The following is a 16,739-nucleotide window of genomic DNA, read 5'->3' on the forward strand; positions in this document are numbered from 1 at the left end:
TCCTATCCCTTGCCGGTGCCGACCGCGCCTTCGAACGGCACGCTGCTGGATTTCGGGCGGGCATCGTCGGGCAGTTCGCCCGTCACCAGATAGATCACCTGTTCGGCGATCGCGGTGGCGTGGTCGCCCATCCGTTCGACATTCTTGGCGATGAAATGCAACTGCATGCAGGCAGTGATGTTGCGCGGATCCTCCATCATATGCGTCAGAAATTCGCGGAACAGGGCGTTATACATCTGATCCACCTCAAGATCGCGGTGGCGCACGTCATGGGCAAGATCGGTATCGCGGCGAATGTAACAATCCAGCGCGTCCTGCATCATGCGGCTGACCGTCTGGCTCATCCGGCGCAGCGCCATGCCCGCGCCGCTGATCGCGGGCAGTTGCGACAGCACATGCGTCCGCTTGGCCATGTTCTTGGAATAGTCGCCCACCCTTTCCAGCGAGGCGGCGATCTTCATCACCGCCAGCACCATGCGAAGATCGGTGGCGGTAGGCGCGCGCAGGGCGATCAGGCGGGCGGCCTCTTCGTTGATCTGCGCCTCCATCTGGTCGATGGCCTTATCGCGGCGGCGCACCTCTTCGGCCAGTTCCTCGTCGCGGGTTTCCAGCGCGGTCGCCGCGTCCAGAATGGCCGCCTCGACCATGCCGCCCATCTTGACGACCAGCGCCTGAATCGCCTCAAGATCCCGGTCGAAGGCCGAGGATATATGTCTGTCCCGGTTAGTCATTCCTGCAGCTCCTCGATCAGCCGATGCGGCCCGAGATATAGGATTCGGTCCGTGAATCCCTGGGCTTGGTAAAGATGGTGTCGGTGTCGCCATATTCCACCAGATTGCCCAGATGGAAAAACGCGGTCTTCTGGCTGACGCGGGCGGCCTGCTGCATGGAGTGGGTAACGATCACCACGGAAAATTCCTGACGCAACTGGTCGATCAGTTCTTCGATCTGGCCGGTGGCGATGGGGTCCAGCGCGGAACAGGGTTCGTCCATCAACAGCACCTCGGGCGAGGTGGCGACGGCGCGGGCAATGCACAGGCGCTGTTGCTGACCACCTGAAAGGCCGGTGCCGGGTTCGCCCAGACGGTCCCTGACCTCGTTCCACAGGGCCGCGCCACGCAGCGCCTTTTCGACGATATCTTCCAGTTCGGCGCGGTTGCGGGCAAGGCCGTGGATGCGCGGGCCATAGGCCACATTGTCAAAGATCGACTTGGGGAAGGGGTTCGGCTTCTGAAAGACCATGCCGACCTTGGCACGCAACTGCACCGGATCGACGCGGCGGTCATAAACATCCTCGCCGTCCAACGTGATCCTGCCCTCGACCCGGCAGATGGGAATGGTGTCATTCATGCGGTTGATGCAACGCAGGAAAGTCGATTTTCCGCAGCCCGAGGGGCCGATGAAGGCGGTCACGGTCTTGTCCAGAATGTCCACATCGACATCCTTGAGGGCGTGCTTGTCGCCGTAATGGACCTGCACCTTCCGCGCGGCGATCTTGATGTCATCCTGAGCCACGATGCTCTCCACTTGCTTCATGTCGTACATGTTTGCCTCCTTTGGCAAGATTACCAGCGGCGTTCGAACTTGCGGCGCAGCCAGATGGCCAGCAGGTTCATGCACAGCAGAAAGACCAGAAGGACGATGATCGCGCCCGAGGCCCGTTCGATAAAGGCCGGATCGGCGCGCTGCGTCCAGCTATAGATCTGCACCGGCAGGGCCGAGGCAGGATCGAACAGCCCTTCGGGCGGCGCGGCGGGATATTCGCGCACAAAGGCGACCATGCCGATCAGCAGCAACGGCGCGGTCTCGCCCAAAGCCTGCGCCAGACCGATGATCGTACCGGTCAGAATGCCGGGCATTGCCAGCGGCAGGACGTGGTGAAAGACCGACTGCATCTTTGACGCGCCCACCCCAAGCGCCGCATCGCGGATCGAAGGGGGCACCGCCTTCAGCGCGGCGCGGGCGGGAATGATGATCCTGGGCAGCGTCATCAGCGTCAGCACCAGCCCCCCGACAATTGGTGCCGATTGCGGCAGACCGGCAAAGTTGATGAAGGCGGCAAGGCCGAGAATGCCGAACACGATCGAGGGAACGGCGGCAAGGTTCGAGATATTTACCTCGATAATGTCGGTCCAGCGGTTTTTGGGCGCAAACTCCTCAAGATAGATCGAGGCCGCGACACTGACCGGAACAGCCACGAACAGCACCACCAACATCATGTAAAACGAACCAAGGATCGCCACGCCCACACCGGCCGCCTCGGGGCGCTGATCAGAAGCATCGGGATTGGTAACAAAATTCCAGTTGAACCGCGTTTCCAGCAGTCCCTTGTCCTTCAGCGCATCGGCAAGCCGCAATTGCCGGGGCGAGGTGTTGCTGTCGGTCGCCGCGCTGGCCATGGTCACGCGGCCCTTGAAATATCCATCCACCCGGCCATTCACCAGGACATCGGCCTCGACCGTCTGACCGATCAGCTGGGGATTGGCCAGCACCCGGTTGCGCAGCTGCGCGGATGCCTCTTTCGAAACCAGATTGTCGATGTCCTTTTTGGACAGCCCCCCGATCTGAATGCCGTTATCGGCGACGGCGGTTTCGACCGCGCTGTCCAGAACCTTGCCATAGCTGAGCGTCAGCACCTTGGCCATCTGGGCAGGATCGCGGTTGCCCTTTGGATCCAGCTTCGCGGCATCCAGCGCGACCGGGATCGACAGATAGGTCTGGCGGAACGCAGCCGTCCCGTCGCGCAGGATCGTTGCCATCAGCAGGATCAGCGCCAGCAAGGCGATTCCGATGGCCGTGGCACCATAGATGCGGAACCGTTTCTCGGCGGCATTCCGGCGGCGCATCCGGGCATCGGGTGCCAGAAGCGAGGGTTTCCGCGTGTCGGCTGCGGACAGGTCGGCGGGCATGGGGAAATCGGTCATTCGTACTGCTCGCGATATTTGCGCACGATATACAGTGCGACAATGTTCAGCCCCAGCGTAATGACGAACAACGTCAACCCAAGGGCAAAGGCAACCAGCGTTTCAGGCGCGGCAAAGTCGTTGTCGCCGGTCAACTGGCTGACGATCTTGACGGTGATGGTGGTCATCGCCTCGAACGGGTTCAGGCTCATCCTTGCGGCGGCCCCGGCCCCCAGCACGACGATCATCGTCTCGCCGATGGCGCGGCTGGCGGCCAGCAGGATGGCCCCCACAATGCCGGGCAGCGCGGCGGGCAGAACGACCTGGCGGATCGTCTCGGACGGGGTCGAGCCCATGCCCAACGCGCCGTCGCGCAGGCTTTGCGGCACCGCATTGATGATGTCGTCGGACAGGGAACTGACGAACGGGATCAGCATGATGCCCATCACCAGACCGGCGGTCAGCACGGACGAGCCGGAATTGCCCAGCCCCAGCGGACTGGAGAAATGGTCGCGCAGCATCGGCCCGATCGTCACCAGCGCAAAAAGGCCATAGACGATGGTGGGGATCCCGGCCAGAACCTCGATGGCGGGTTTGGCGATGCCGCGCACCCGCTGGCTGGCATATTCCGACATGTAGATCGCGGCGAACAGGCCGATGGGAACGGCAACCAGCAGTGCAATCAGGCTGATATACAGCGTGCCCCAGATCAGCGGGATGATCCCCAGTTTCGAGTTGCCCTGAAAACGCGGGGTCCATTCCGTGCCAAGGAAGAACTGGCTCCAACTGTATTTCTGAAAGAAATGCCCGGTCTCGAACAGCATCGACAGAACGATCCCGGCAGTGGTCAGGATGGCGATGGTCGAACACAGGATCAGCAGACCCAGAACGATCCTCTCGACCGCATTGCGGGCCTGAAAGCCCGCCTCGATTCGCGTCACGCCCCGGCCCAGTCCGGCCACGGCGGCGGCAAGGGCGGCCAGACCGACGATGCTGCCACTTTCCGCCGGGACAATTCCCTGCATCCGCAGCAGCGCCCCGGCCGTCATGACGGCCAAGGCCGGCAACAGCGCCGACAGCGCGACAAGAGAACCGTGATAGACCGGCCGACTGTGCAGGTTGCGCACATCGCTGCCAGCGGCGGCAAAGGCCCGGCTGCGACCGACCATATAGCCGGCGAAGGCCAGGATCAGGCTTGCGATCAACGCCCAGGACAACGGCATGTGATTTCCTCGCGGGATGGCGTGGGACGGGAAAGGCGGGCAACGCGGATCAACCGCGTCGCCCGCTGCCGGGGTTATTGCAGCGTGGTCAGGTTCGCGACGGCTTCCTGCGTCGCGGCCAGTTCGGGATCGGACACCAGCCCGTATTCCGCCAGCGGGCCATCAGGGCCGGCCAGTTCGTCGGCCACGAAGAACTGGGCGAATTCCTCAAGGCCGGGGATCGTGCCGACATGTTGTTTCTTCACATAGAAATACAGCGGGCGGGACACCGGATAATCGCCCGAGGCGATGGTCTCGGTCGAGGGGGTGACGCCCGACATGGTGCCGACTTTCAGCTTGTCCATGTTGTTCTCATAGAAGGACAGGCCAAAGACGCCGATGCCGTGGGGGTCACTGCCGATTCGCGACAGTGTCTCGGTATAATCGCCGTCGATATCGACCGAACGGCCATCGGTGCGCAGAGTCATGCAGGCCTCTTTGGCCTTGTCCTCATCGCCCAGTTCGGCCTTGAAAACCTCCATCGCGCCTGAATCCTCGCAACCCGCAAGGATCACCTTGTCCTCGAACACCTCGCGGGTGCCGTGCTTGGTGCCGGGCACGAAGGCCAGAATTTCCTGATCGGGCAGGTCGGGATTGACATCATGCCAGTTGGTCGCGGTGTTATCGACAATCTTGCCGTCCCTGACGACCTTGGCCGACAGCGCGTTGAACCAGTCTGCGGGCGTGTAGGCGAAATCCGGACCGGCAGCGGCATTGGCAAAGACGATGCCGTCATAGCCGATGCGCACCTCGACGATCTCGGTCACGCCAGCAGCGGCGCAGGCCTGAATCTCGCTGTCTTTGATCTTGCGGCTGGAATTGGCGATGTCGATGGTGTTATCCCCCACGCCCTCACAGAATTTCTTGAGACCGGCAGACGAGCCGCCCGATTCCACAACTGGCGTCGGAAAATCGGTATTTTCGCCAAAGGCTTCGGCAACGATCGTCGCATAGGGCAGCACGGTGGACGAACCGGCAATCTGGATCTGGTCGCGCGCGGCGGCAGCGGTGGCCGAGGCAGCAATCACGGCAAGCGCCGAAACGGTGAACTTGACGGTGGTCATGGATCTCTCCTGAAACAATCTTTGCCCCAAGCGGGCTGGTGGTCATCTATCGGGGCCACGTGACGCTCTTACGAAAGTTATGTGACAATCGGATGACGTTCGGCGGCGCAGATTATTCCCGGTGACGTAAAAAAAAATGCCCCGATCTCTGGGCTGCCGTCAGGGTTACGCCTTGTTTCAGCGCGTCCTGCTGAAAACATCGCCGCGCCTTTACCGTCTGGATCACCTTGAAAACGCGCCAGGCAGATACTCGCACCTTCGCCCACGAATGCCTGCTTAGGCTTTTTGATTTCGCGGGATTTTTATCCGAAAACCGGCATCCACCTTTCGGAAATCCTGCTTAGCCGATCCGCCCGCGCTGTCCGCCGGTCTGGGCGCGGTCCATCAGCAGATGGTCCAGGATCACGCAGGCGGCCATGGCTTCGGCCACGGGGACAGCCCGAATGCCGACACAGGGGTCGTGGCGGCCTTTGGTGATCAGCTCGACCTCTTGGCCACGGTCGTTGATCGTGCGGCGCGGGGTGGTGATGGAACTGGTCGGTTTAACCGAAAACCGCACCACAATGTCCTGCCCGGTCGAGATACCGCCAAGGATGCCGCCGGCATGGTTCGACAGGAATTGCGGGCCATCCGGCCCCATGCGGATTTCGTCGGCATTCGCGGTGCCGGTCAGGGCAGCGGCCGCCATGCCCTCGCCGATCTCGACGCCCTTCACCGCGTTGATCGACATCATCGCGGCGGCCAGATCGGTGTCCAGCTTGGCATAAACCGGCGCGCCAAGACCGGGCGGGCAGCCCTGGATCAGAACCTCGACGGCGGCGCCGACGCTGTTCTGGTCCCTGCGGATCCCGTCCAGATAATCGGACCACTCCTGCGCCGCCGCAGTGTCGGGCAGGAAGAACGGATTTCCGGGAATCGCCGACAAATCGAACCGCGCGCGATCCAGATGCAACGCGCCCATCTGCACCATGTAGCCGGTGATGCGCAGGTCCGGCAGCAACCTGCGCAGCACGGCCTGCGCCACGCCCCCCGCCGCGACCCGCGCCGCCGTCTCGCGCGCGGATGACCGCCCGCCACCGCGATAGTCGCGGATGCCGTATTTCAGATGATAGGTGATGTCTGCATGGCCGGGGCGGAAACTGTGGGCGATTTCGCCGTAATCCTTGCTGCGCTGATCGGTGTTTTCGATCAGCAGTTGCAGCGTGGTGCCGGTGGTCATGCCCTCGAACAGGCCCGACAGGATGCGCACCTGATCCGCCTCGCGGCGCTGGGTGGTGTGCTTGCTGGTGCCGGGGCGGCGACGGTCCAGGAATTGCTGGATGAATGCCTCGTCCAAGTCGATGCCGGGCGGGACGCCATCAACCGTCGCGCCAAGGGCGGGGCCGTGGCTTTCGCCCCAGGTGGTGAACCGGAATTCGCGGCCAAAGGTGTTGAAGCTCATGCGTTTTCTCCGGTCAGGGCCTTCAGTTCATAGATCAGATCCAGCGCCTCGCGCGGGGACATGGCGTCGGGATGCACGTCTTTCATGCGCGCGTCCAGAGGGCTGGATTTCAGTTTCGCGGGCGCAGGTGCCGGGGGGGCGGCGCGGAACAGCGGCAGGTCGTCGATCAGGGCGGCGGGCCGTGCGGCCCCCTCGCGTTCGCCCGATTCCAGCGCGTCCAGAACCTCGCGCGCGCGATCCACAACACTGGCGGGCAGACCGGCCAGCCGCGCCACCTGCACGCCATAGCTGCGATCCGCCGCGCCCTTGCGGACCTCGTGCAGAAAGATCACCTCGCCCTCCCATTCGCGGACCGCGACGGTGGCGTTTTCCACCCCATCAAGCCGGGCGGTCAGGGCCGTCATCTCGTGATAATGGGTGGCGAACAGCGCGCGGCAGCGATTGGTGGCATGCAGATGTTCCATCACCGCCCAGGCGATGGACAGCCCGTCCCAGGTCGCCGTACCGCGCCCGATCTCGTCAAGGATCACCAGCGCGTGATCGTCGGCCTGATTGAGGATCGCGGCGGTTTCGACCATTTCCACCATGAAGGTAGAGCGTCCCCGCGCAAGATCGTCGGCGGCACCCACGCGGCTGAACAACTGGCTGACCATGCCGATATGGGCGTGGCGCGCGGGCACGAACGCGCCGGCCTGCGCCAGAACGGCAATCAGCGCGTTCTGGCGCAGGAAGGTGGATTTGCCCGCCATGTTCGGACCGGTCAGCAGCCAGATCGCCGGCGTGTCGCCGTCAGTCAGGTCGCAGTCATTTGCCACGAAAGCCTCGGATTTGCGCCGCAGCGCGCGTTCGACAACCGGGTGCCGCCCGCCTTCGATCACGAAGGCGCGGCTGTCATCGACGCGGGGGCGGGTCCATCCCTCGCCCGTGGCGATATCGGCAAAAGCCGCCGCCAGGTCGATTTCGGCCAGCGCGCGGGCGGCCTGTCCGATTGGCGCTGCGCGCTCCAGCACGGCGGCGCGCAGGCGGGCAAAAATTTCGCGCTCGATCTCCAGCGCGCGGTCGCGGGCATTCAGGATGCGGGTTTCCAGTTCCGACAGATCGACCGTGGTAAAGCGGATCTGGTTGGCGGTGGTCTGGCGGTGGATGAAGGTTTCCGACAGCGGCGGGGCCAGCATCTTTTCGGCATGGGTCGCCGTGGTTTCGATGAAATAGCCCAGAACGTTGTTGTGCTTGATCTTGAGGCTTTGCACCCCGGCCAGCGCGGCATATTCGGCCTGCATCCCGGCGATCACGCCGCGCCCCTCGTCGCGCAGCTTGCGGGTCTGGTCCAGATCGGCGTCGTAATCGGGGGCGACAAAGCCGCCATCGCGGGCCAGCAGCGGCGGTTCGGCCACCAGCGCGTCATCCAGAAGGTCAATCAGGGCGTCGTGCCCCGTCAAATCCCGCACGGCCCCAAGCAGCACTTCGGCAGCATCTGCCGGGAACCGCGTGGCAATGCGCGCGCCCTGCGTCAGACCGGCCCGGATCGCCGCCAGATCCCGCGGCCCGCCCCGGTCCAGCGCCAGACGCGACAGGGCACGGTCCATGTCGGGCACGCGGGACAGCGCATCCCGCAGATCGGCGGCAAGGCGCGCGTCATCGACCAGCCCCGCCACTGCGTCCTGCCGGGCATGGATCAGCGCCAGATCGCGGGCCGGCGCGCTGATCCGGCGTTCCAGAAGCCGCGCCCCCGCCGCCGTCACCGTCCGGTCGATGGCATGCAGCAGCGATCCGTCGCGCCCGCCCGACAGCGCCTGCGTCAGTTCCAGATTGCGGCGCGTGGCAGCGTCGATCTGCATCGCCCCGCCCGCCCTTTCGCGCGCAGGCGGACGCATCAGAGGCAGATTGCCCTTTTGCGTCATCTCAAGGTAATCGACGATCGCCCCCATCGCCGACATCTCGGCGCGGGTAAAGCTGCCGAACCCGTCCAGCGTCTCGACCCCGTAAAGCGCAGACAGCCGCCGCGCCCCCGCCGCGCTGTCGAAGGCACCGGGGGACAGGCCGGTCAGCGCCGCCCCGGCCTCGGCGGCCAGATCGTCAAGCCCCGCCCCATCGGTGGCCAGCAATTCGCGGGGCGCAAGCCGGGCCAGTTCCGGCGCAAGTCGCGGCAGCGGGCAGTCCATCACCTGAAAGGCCCCGGTCGAAATATCGACCCAAGCCAGCGCGCTGTCGTCGCGCACCACTGCAAAGGCAGCCAGAAAATTGTGCCGCCGCGCCTCTAGCAGCGATTCCTCGGTCAGGGTACCGGGCGTGACCAGCCGCACCACATCGCGCGCCACGACCGATTTCGCGCCGCGTTTTTTGGCCTCGGCCGGATCCTCCATCTGTTCGGCAATGGCCACGCGAAAACCCTTGCGGATCAGCGTCAGCAGATAGCTTTCGGCGGCATGGACCGGCACGCCGCACATCGGGATCGGTTCGCCCTGATGGGTGCCGCGTTTCGTCAGCGCGATGTCCAGCGCCGCCGCAGCAGCAACGGCGTCGTCAAAGAACATCTCGTAGAAATCGCCCATGCGATAGAACAGCAGCGCACCGGGGTTTGCCTCGCGGATCGCCAGATACTGCGCCATCATCGGAGTGGGCTGATCGCTCATCGCCGTCCCTTGCCTCTGCCTCGGGGCGTTTCTAACCGCTTGCGCGCGCCGGTGAAACCTCTACATTCACCCTTACCTCGGGGTGCCATTATAGGCTGAGACGCATTTGCGGACCCGTTGAACCTGATCCGGTTAACGCCGGCGGAGGGAAGGTTTCGCTGCCCTTTCTTTCGTAACTCTGATGAAAGGAGGCACAGCGATGAAAATCCGAATGATTGCCCTTGCCCTGCTGGCAGCAGACCCTGCCGCCGCGCAGGACAAGCCCGTTCTGACCGTCTATGCCGGTGACTATATCGCAAGCGAATGGGGCCCCGGCCCGCAGATCGAGAAAGGATTCGAAGCCTTTTGCAACTGCGATCTGAAATTCGTGACCGGCGACATCCTGCCCCGGATCCTGATGGAGGGCGAAAGCAGCCCCGCCGATATCGTCTTTGGCCTGAACACCGACGTGACGGCGCGCGCCCGCGCCTCGGGGCTGTTCGCGGCGCACGGGCAGGACATTTCCGGCATGTCCCTGCCGGTCGAATGGAGCGATCCGGTTTTCCTGCCCTATAACTGGGGCGAAACCGCGTTCATCTATGACGAGACCCGCACAGCCAACCCGCCGCGCAGCTTTGACGAATTGCTGGACGCACCCGACGATCTGAAGATCGTCATTCAGGATCCGCGCTCGTCGATTTCCGGCCTGGCGCTGCTGCTTTGGGTCAAGGCCGTCTATGGCGACCGGGCACCCGAAGCATGGGCAAAGCTGGCCCCCAAGGTGCTGACCGTGACAAAAGGCTGGTCCGAAAGCTATGGCATGTTCACCTCGGGCGAGGCTGATATGGTTCTGTCCTATACCACCTCGCCCGCCTATCACATCGAGGCCGAGGGCGACGCGACCAAACATGCCGCCATCTTTGCCGAAGGGCATTATTTCATGGCCGAACTGGCCGCGCAGTTGAAGGGAACCGATCAGCCCAAGCTGGCACAGCAATTCATGGACTGGATCCTGACCCCGGATTTTCAGCGCCTGATCCCGCTGGCCAACTGGTCTCTGCCCGCGAAACTGTCGCAAGAAGAATGGCCACAGGTCATGCGCGACCTGCCCAGACCCGGCAAGACGCTGTTCTATTCCGAGGACGAGGCCGAGGCCTTGCGCAAACCGGCACTGGATGAATGGCTGCGGGCGTTTTCAGGGTGAGGCCGGGGCCAGCCGTCGCGACGGGGCTGGCGGCGCTGGTTCTGGGCACTCTGGCCGCCGTCGCCTGGCAGGCGCGTGGCCTGTCGGGGCTTGGGCCTTGGGACTGGCGGGCCGTGTGGTTCACGCTGTGGCAGGCGGCGCTGTCGGCGGCGCTGTCCGCCGGGCTGGCGGTGCCGGTGGCACGCGCGCTGGCGCGGCGGCGCTTTGCCGGGCGGGCCGCGCTTGTCACATTGCTGGGGGCACCCTTCATCCTGCCGGTGATCGTGGCGATCATGGGGCTGATCGCCGTCTTTGGTCGCAACGGCGCGATCAATGACGGGTTGCGCACCATGGGCCTGTCAGAGTTCAGCATCTATGGCTGGCAGGGGGTGATCCTTGCGCATGTGTTCTTCAACCTGCCGCTGTCGGTGCGGCTGATCCTGCAAGGCTGGCAGACGATCCCGGCCGAACGGTTCCGGCTGGCTGAAAGCCTTGGCTTCGGCCCGCGCGACGTCGCCCGGCATCTGGAATGCGCGATGCTGCGCGAGGTGCTGCCGGGGGCCTGGCTGGCGGTGTTTCTGGTTTGCCTGACCTCGTTCACCGTGGCGCTTGCCCTTGGCGGAGGGCCATCGGCCACCACGGTCGAACTGGCAATCTATCAGGCATTCCGCTTTGATTTCGATTTGGGACGGGCAGCGATGCTGGGGCTGATGCAGATCGGGCTTTGCATTGCCGCGCTGCTGCTGACCCGCAGGATCGCGGTGCCGGCGGGTTTCGGCGCGGGGCTGGACAATATCCGCATGCCCCCCGCCCCTCCGGGCTGGAGACGCGCCGGCGATACGCTGGTCATCGGGCTGGCCGCCGGTTTTCTGTTATGGCCCATCGCCGCCGTGACCATACAGGGCATTCCAAATATCCACACCCTGCCGCCCGAGGTCTGGGCGGCGGCTGCGCGATCGGTGGCGATGGCGCTGGCCTCGGCGGGGCTGGCGATGATCCTGGGCCTGACACTGGCACTGGCCATTGCGCAGGGTGCCGCGCGGTGGGTCGAGGCTGCCGGGATGCTGCCTCTGATCGCCTCGCCGCTGGTCCTGGGGACCGGGCTGTTCATCCTGTTGCGCGGCTGGTTTGCCACCGAGGCGCTGGCCCTGCCCGTCACTGTGGCAATCAATGCCGTCATGGCCCTGCCCTTCGGCCTGCGCGCCATGATCCCTGCGGCGCTGATTCTGCAGGCTGATTACGGTCGGCTGGCCGATGCGCTGGACATGCGCGGTGGGGCGCGGCTGCGCCTTCTGACGCTGCCCCGGCTGGCCCGTCCGCTGGGGTTTTCGGGGGGGCTGGCCGCCGCGCTGGCCATGGGCGATCTGGGGGTGATCACCCTGTTCGCCAGCGATCGCCCGACCCTGCCGTTGAAGCTGTACCAGTTGATGAACTCTTATCGCATGGCGGACGCCTCGGCCTGCGCAGTGCTGCTGATGGCGATCAGTTTCGGCCTGTTCTGGCTGTTCGACCGGGGAGGCAGACTTGCTTGAACTGCACGACATCACCCTGACGCAGGACGATTTCACCCTGCGCGCGGATATGACGATCCCGCAGGCCGCGCGCGTCGCGATCATCGGCGCATCGGGGGCGGGAAAATCGACGCTGCTGGCGCTGATCAGCGGGTTTCTGGCACCTGACCGCGGGCGAATCCTGTGGAACGGGCAGGACATCACCGACCTGCCGCCGGGCCAGCGGCCGATCTCTTTCCTGTTTCAACACCACAATCTGTTTCCCCACCTGACAGTTGCACAAAATATAGGTCTTGGCCTGCGCCCCGACCTGCGCCTTGACCGCGACCAGCACCGCCGGGTCGCCGGGGCTCTGGAACAGGTGGGCCTGTCGGGAATGGGCCCGCGCCGCCCCGCCAGCCTGTCGGGCGGCCAGCAAAGCCGCGTCGCACTGGCCCGCGTGCTGCTGCGCAGCCGCCCCGTCCTGTTGCTGGACGAGCCCTTCGCCGCCCTTGGTCCGGCGCTGAAATCCGGGATGCTGGAGCTGCTGGCCGGTATCGCAGCCGACACCAAGGCCACCGTCCTCATGGTGACGCATGATCCGCAGGATGCCCGCAGCCTAGCCCCGGAAACGATCCTGATCGAAGCCGGAGCCGCTCATCCCCCTACCCCGACCGGCCCGCTGCTGGACAACCCGCCGCCAGGCCTGCGAGCCTATCTGGGCTGACGCACCGGCAGAGCCGATCTCGCCTCAGATGACCCGACCCGGACAGCCCGATCTTGCCGCAGGTACAGCCGACGAAAGCGGTTCCTGATGACAAAATCTGCGCAGGATCAGCGTTAAATCGAACGGTTATAGCCCGACAAAGTGATCGCTTTCCCGGCCCGGAAGCCAGTGCAAAGCGCGCCGGGCCAGCAACCGACTGCCCCCTGGGCGGCGGCAGACCCGGTGTCCGAAACCCGTGACAAGTTACGGCTCGGGTCTGACGGTGGATATGGGGCAATCACCGGGGGCGTTGGTAAAGCCTGGCGACTTTTATCTGATCTTGTTGTCTGGCTTTGACTTTCTGATTTGACGCTGGTGCTGCGCCCATGGTCACTGTCACGCCTGCAACGACCTGACCCCGACTTCACCCTCTTCGCGCGACCGGATCGCGGCGACGGCGGCGATGCTGCCGGCGGCAGTGGTGAAATACGGGATCTTGTCATACAGCGCGACCGCGCGGATTTCGCGGGAATCGGCGATGGCCTGCGCACCCTCGGTCGTGTTCAGCACCATCGCGATCTCGTTGTTTTTCAGGCGATCCACAATGTTGGGACGACCCTCGTACACCTTGTTGACACGTTGCGACGTCACCCCGTGGGCCGACAGGAAATCGACCGTTCCACTGGTCGCGACAATCCCGAAACCCATCGCGCACAGATCACTGGCAGCATGGGCCAGCGCCCCGGTCTTGTCGGCATCCTTGACCGAGATGAATACCAGCCCCTGATGCGGCAGGGTGGTGCCCGCGCCAAGCTGGGCTTTCAGAAATGCGCGCGGAAAGTTGCGGTCCCAGCCCATCACCTCGCCGGTGGACCGCATCTCGGGGCCAAGCAGCGTATCGACGCCTGGGAAGCGGGCAAAGGGTAACACCGCCTCTTTCACCGAAAACCACGGCGTGATCGGATCGGCCAGCGTCAGCGGATCGGCGAAGGGCAGGTCATCCTCGGGGCCGACGCCTTCGGGGTAAGGATCGCGCGCGGGGAAATTCGACATCGGCTCACCCGCCATCAGGCGAGCGGCAATCGAGGCGATGGCGCAATCAGTGGCCTTGGCGACGAAAGGCACGGTGCGGCTGGCGCGGGGGTTCACCTCAAGCACGTAGATTTCGTAATCCTTCAGCGCGAATTGCACATTCATCAGCCCCTTCACATTCAGGCCAATGGCCAGCGCAGTGGTCTGGCGTTTCAGTTCCTTGATAGTGGCACGGTCCAGCGTATGCGGCGGCAGCGAACAGGCCGAATCGCCGGAATGGACCCCGGCCTCTTCGATATGTTCCATGATCCCGGCGACATGGACATGTTCACCGTCGGACAGCGCGTCCACATCAACCTCAATGGCGCCGGTCAGGTAACTGTCCAGCAGCACCGGGTTCTTGCCCGAAACATTGACCGCCTCGGTGATATAGCGTTTCAGGTGATCCATGTCGCGCACGATCTCCATCGCGCGGCCACCCAGCACATAAGACGGGCGGATGACCAACGGAAAACCGATCCGTTCTGCGATTTCAATGGCTTGCGCATCAGAGCTGGCAATGCCGTTAACCGGCTGCCTGAAGCCCAGATCGTTCAGCAATTTCTGAAAACGCTCGCGATCCTCGGCCAGGTCAATAGCATCGGGCGACGTGCCAAGAATCGGGATCCCCTCTGCCTCCAACGCGTTGGCCAGCTTCAGCGGGGTCTGCCCACCGAACTGCACGATGACGCCATGAAGCGTGCCGTTTTCCTGTTCGACGCGCAGGATTTCAAGCACATGCTCCAGGGTCAACGGTTCGAAATACAGACGGTCCGAGGTGTCATAATCGGTACTGACGGTTTCGGGATTGCAGTTGACCATGATGGTTTCATAGCCGGCTGCGGTCAGCGCGAAACAGGCATGGCAGCAACAATAGTCGAATTCGATCCCCTGCCCGATCCGGTTCGGGCCACCGCCAAGAATGACCACCTTTTTCGCATCGCTCGGCCGGGCTTCGCATTCCACATCGCCCATCGCGGGGGCCTCGTAGGTAGAATACATATAGGGGGTCTGGGCCTCGAATTCGGCGGCGCAGGTATCGATCCGCTTGAACACCGGGCGAATGTCGGCAGCAGCGCGGGCGCGGCGGATGTCGGTTTCGTCGTGGCCGGTCAGCGTGGCAAGGCGCGCGTCGGTAAAGCCCATCATTTTCAGGGCGCGCAGCCCCTCGGGTTCCCGTGGCAAGCCGTTGTCGCGGACGGTATTCTCGGCCTCGACGATCTCGCGAAGGCGCGACAGGAACCACGGGTCGAAATGGGTGATCCGCTGGATGTCGTCATCGGTCAGGCCTAGGCGCATGGCCTGGGCGATCAGGCGCAGGCGGTCGGGGGTCTGACGCGACAGGGCGGCAATGACAGCGGGGCGACCCTGTTCGGCAGCCCCCTCGATGGCAATGTCGTCCAGCCCGGTCAGGCCGTTTTCCATTGAGGCCAGCGCCTTTTGCAGTGATTCGTGAAAGCTGCGGCCAATCGCCATCACTTCGCCCACCGATTTCATGGCGGTGGTCAGTTCGGGCTTGCTGCCGGGAAATTTTTCGAAGGCAAAGCGCGGGATTTTCGTCACGACATAGTCGATGCTGGGTTCGAACGAGGCCGGAGTGACCCGCGTGATGTCATTGTCCAGCTCGTCCAGCGTGTAACCCACCGCCAGTTTCGCCGCGATCTTGGCAATCGGAAAGCCCGTTGCCTTGGACGCCAGCGCGGATGAACGGCTGACGCGCGGGTTCATCTCGATCACGACCATACGCCCATCGGCAGGGTTGATCGCCCATTGCACGTTCGAGCCACCGGTTTCCACGCCGATTTCGCGCAGCACGGCGATGCTGCCGTTCCGCATCCGCTGATATTCACGGTCCGTCAAGGTCAGCGCAGGTGCGACGGTGATCGAATCGCCGGTATGTACGCCCATCGGATCGACGTTTTCGATGGAACAAACGATGATGGCATTGTCGTTGCGGTCGCGCACGACCTCCATCTCGTATTCCTTCCAGCCCAGCAGGCTTTCGTCGATCAGAACCTGCGCGACGGGCGAGGCATCCAGCCCGGACCGCACGATCCGTTCGTAATCGTCGCGATTATAGGCCACGCCGCCGCCCGTACCGCCCAGTGTAAAGGCGGGTCGGATGATGGCAGGCAGGCCGATTTCCTCAAGCGCATCGATGGCACCGGCCACGCCGACCGCGATGTCGTATTTTCCATTCGCCAGCTTCGGGGCCGATACGATGGTCGCTCGCGGATTTTCCAGCCCGATCCGATCCATCGCCTCACGAAACAGCTTGCGGTCCTCGGCCATTTCGATGGCTGATCGCTGAGCGCCGATCAACTCTACCCCATAGCGGTTCAGAACCCCCGCATCGGCCAGCGCCAGAGCGGTGTTCAGGCCGGTCTGCCCGCCCATCGTCGGCAACAGGGCATCGGGACGTTCCTTTGCGATGATCTTTTCGACGATCTCGGGGGTAATCGGTTCGATATAGGTCGCGTCGGCCATTTCCGGATCGGTCATGATCGTCGCCGGGTTCGAGTTGACCAGAATCACCCGATACCCTTCTTCGCGCAGGGCTTTGCAAGCCTGAGCGCCAGAGTAATCAAATTCGCATGCCTGTCCGATGACAATAGGCCCTGCGCCGATGATCAGGATTGATTTGATATCGGTTCTTTTTGGCATGGCCAGCCCCCGGACGTTCGTTGAAATGCGCAAATCGTCCGGGGTTATAGCTGCCGGGCGCGGGGACGCAAGATGCGATCCGCGCTTATCGTGACCTGATTAGCCGCGCGGCCGCCCGCCCGGCTTGCCCGAGCGCGGCCCGCCCTTGCCAAAAGGCTTGCCCCCACGCCCCTTCGGCGCCCCATCCCCCGAGGGTTTGGGCCCGAAATTCCGGCGCGGGCGATCACCGTCACCGTCGGGCCTGCCGCCAAAGCTGCGGCGCGGGCGGTCACCGTCACCGCCGGGTTTGCCGCCGAAGCTACGACGTGGGCGGTCGCCGTCACCGTCGGGCCTGCCGCCAAAG

The 16,739-nt window shown here is 63.9% G+C and carries 11 protein-coding genes and 1 riboswitch; of the genes, 3 read left to right on the forward strand and 8 right to left on the reverse strand.

Going from position 1 to position 16,739, the window contains the following annotated elements:
- Window positions 1-2: 2 nt before the first annotated feature.
- The 7 genes from phoU to mutS form a co-directional block, all read right to left on the reverse strand.
- Window positions 3-731, reverse strand: a complete 729-nt coding sequence (gene phoU, locus ACK5L9_RS02655) for a phosphate signaling complex protein PhoU (RefSeq protein ID WP_416909896.1) — start codon at window positions 729-731, stop codon at window positions 3-5.
- Between the two features lie 16 nt (window positions 732-747).
- On the reverse strand, window positions 748-1,545 hold the full coding sequence (pstB, locus tag ACK5L9_RS02660) for a phosphate ABC transporter ATP-binding protein PstB (protein WP_416909897.1): 798 nt from the start codon (window positions 1,543-1,545) through the stop codon (window positions 748-750).
- Window positions 1,546-1,565: 20 nt separating this feature from the next.
- The gene (pstA, locus tag ACK5L9_RS02665) at window positions 1,566-2,924 is read right to left on the reverse strand and encodes a phosphate ABC transporter permease PstA (protein WP_416909898.1); all 1,359 of its coding nucleotides are present in this window, start codon (window positions 2,922-2,924) and stop codon (window positions 1,566-1,568) included.
- Complete coding sequence (pstC, locus tag ACK5L9_RS02670) at window positions 2,921-4,126, reverse strand: phosphate ABC transporter permease subunit PstC (protein WP_416909899.1); 1,206 nt, start codon at window positions 4,124-4,126, stop codon at window positions 2,921-2,923. The genes pstA and pstC overlap by 4 nt, the downstream gene beginning before the upstream one ends.
- Before the next feature lie 74 nt (window positions 4,127-4,200).
- Window positions 4,201-5,229, reverse strand: coding sequence for a substrate-binding domain-containing protein (locus tag ACK5L9_RS02675; RefSeq protein ID WP_416909900.1), 1,029 nt, complete (start codon window positions 5,227-5,229; stop codon window positions 4,201-4,203).
- 340 nt (window positions 5,230-5,569) lie between these two features.
- Complete coding sequence (gene aroC, locus ACK5L9_RS02680; RefSeq protein WP_416909901.1) at window positions 5,570-6,670, reverse strand: chorismate synthase; 1,101 nt, start codon at window positions 6,668-6,670, stop codon at window positions 5,570-5,572.
- Entirely contained in the window at window positions 6,667-9,303 is a 2,637-nt protein-coding gene (mutS, locus tag ACK5L9_RS02685) for a DNA mismatch repair protein MutS (RefSeq protein ID WP_416909902.1), read from the reverse strand. The genes aroC and mutS overlap by 4 nt, the downstream gene beginning before the upstream one ends.
- Before the next feature lie 68 nt (window positions 9,304-9,371).
- Window positions 9,372-9,470, forward strand: a riboswitch (TPP riboswitch).
- A gap of 32 nt (window positions 9,471-9,502) precedes the next feature.
- Between mutS and ACK5L9_RS02690 the strand changes: the two genes are divergently transcribed.
- The 3 genes from ACK5L9_RS02690 to ACK5L9_RS02700 are packed head-to-tail and all read left to right on the forward strand — an operon-like array spanning window position 9,503 to window position 12,682.
- A complete protein-coding gene (locus ACK5L9_RS02690; protein WP_416909903.1) occupies window positions 9,503-10,486 on the forward strand; it encodes a thiamine ABC transporter substrate-binding protein in 984 nt (327 codons plus the stop codon).
- The gene (locus ACK5L9_RS02695) at window positions 10,462-11,997 is read left to right on the forward strand and encodes a thiamine/thiamine pyrophosphate ABC transporter permease ThiP (RefSeq protein WP_416909904.1); all 1,536 of its coding nucleotides are present in this window, start codon (window positions 10,462-10,464) and stop codon (window positions 11,995-11,997) included. The genes ACK5L9_RS02690 and ACK5L9_RS02695 overlap by 25 nt, the downstream gene beginning before the upstream one ends.
- Window positions 11,990-12,682, forward strand: coding sequence for an ATP-binding cassette domain-containing protein (locus tag ACK5L9_RS02700; protein WP_416909905.1), 693 nt, complete (start codon window positions 11,990-11,992; stop codon window positions 12,680-12,682). Before ACK5L9_RS02695 ends, ACK5L9_RS02700 begins: the two co-directional genes overlap by 8 nt.
- Before the next feature lie 375 nt (window positions 12,683-13,057).
- Here the strand turns inward: ACK5L9_RS02700 and carB are convergent, their stop codons facing one another.
- Entirely contained in the window at window positions 13,058-16,396 is a 3,339-nt protein-coding gene (gene carB, locus ACK5L9_RS02705) for a carbamoyl-phosphate synthase large subunit (protein ID WP_416909906.1), read from the reverse strand.
- Window positions 16,397-16,739 lie beyond the last annotated feature (343 nt).

The organism is Paracoccus sp. (in: a-proteobacteria) (assembly GCF_047973135.1).
Classification (GTDB): Bacteria; Pseudomonadota; Alphaproteobacteria; order Rhodobacterales; family Rhodobacteraceae; genus Paracoccus.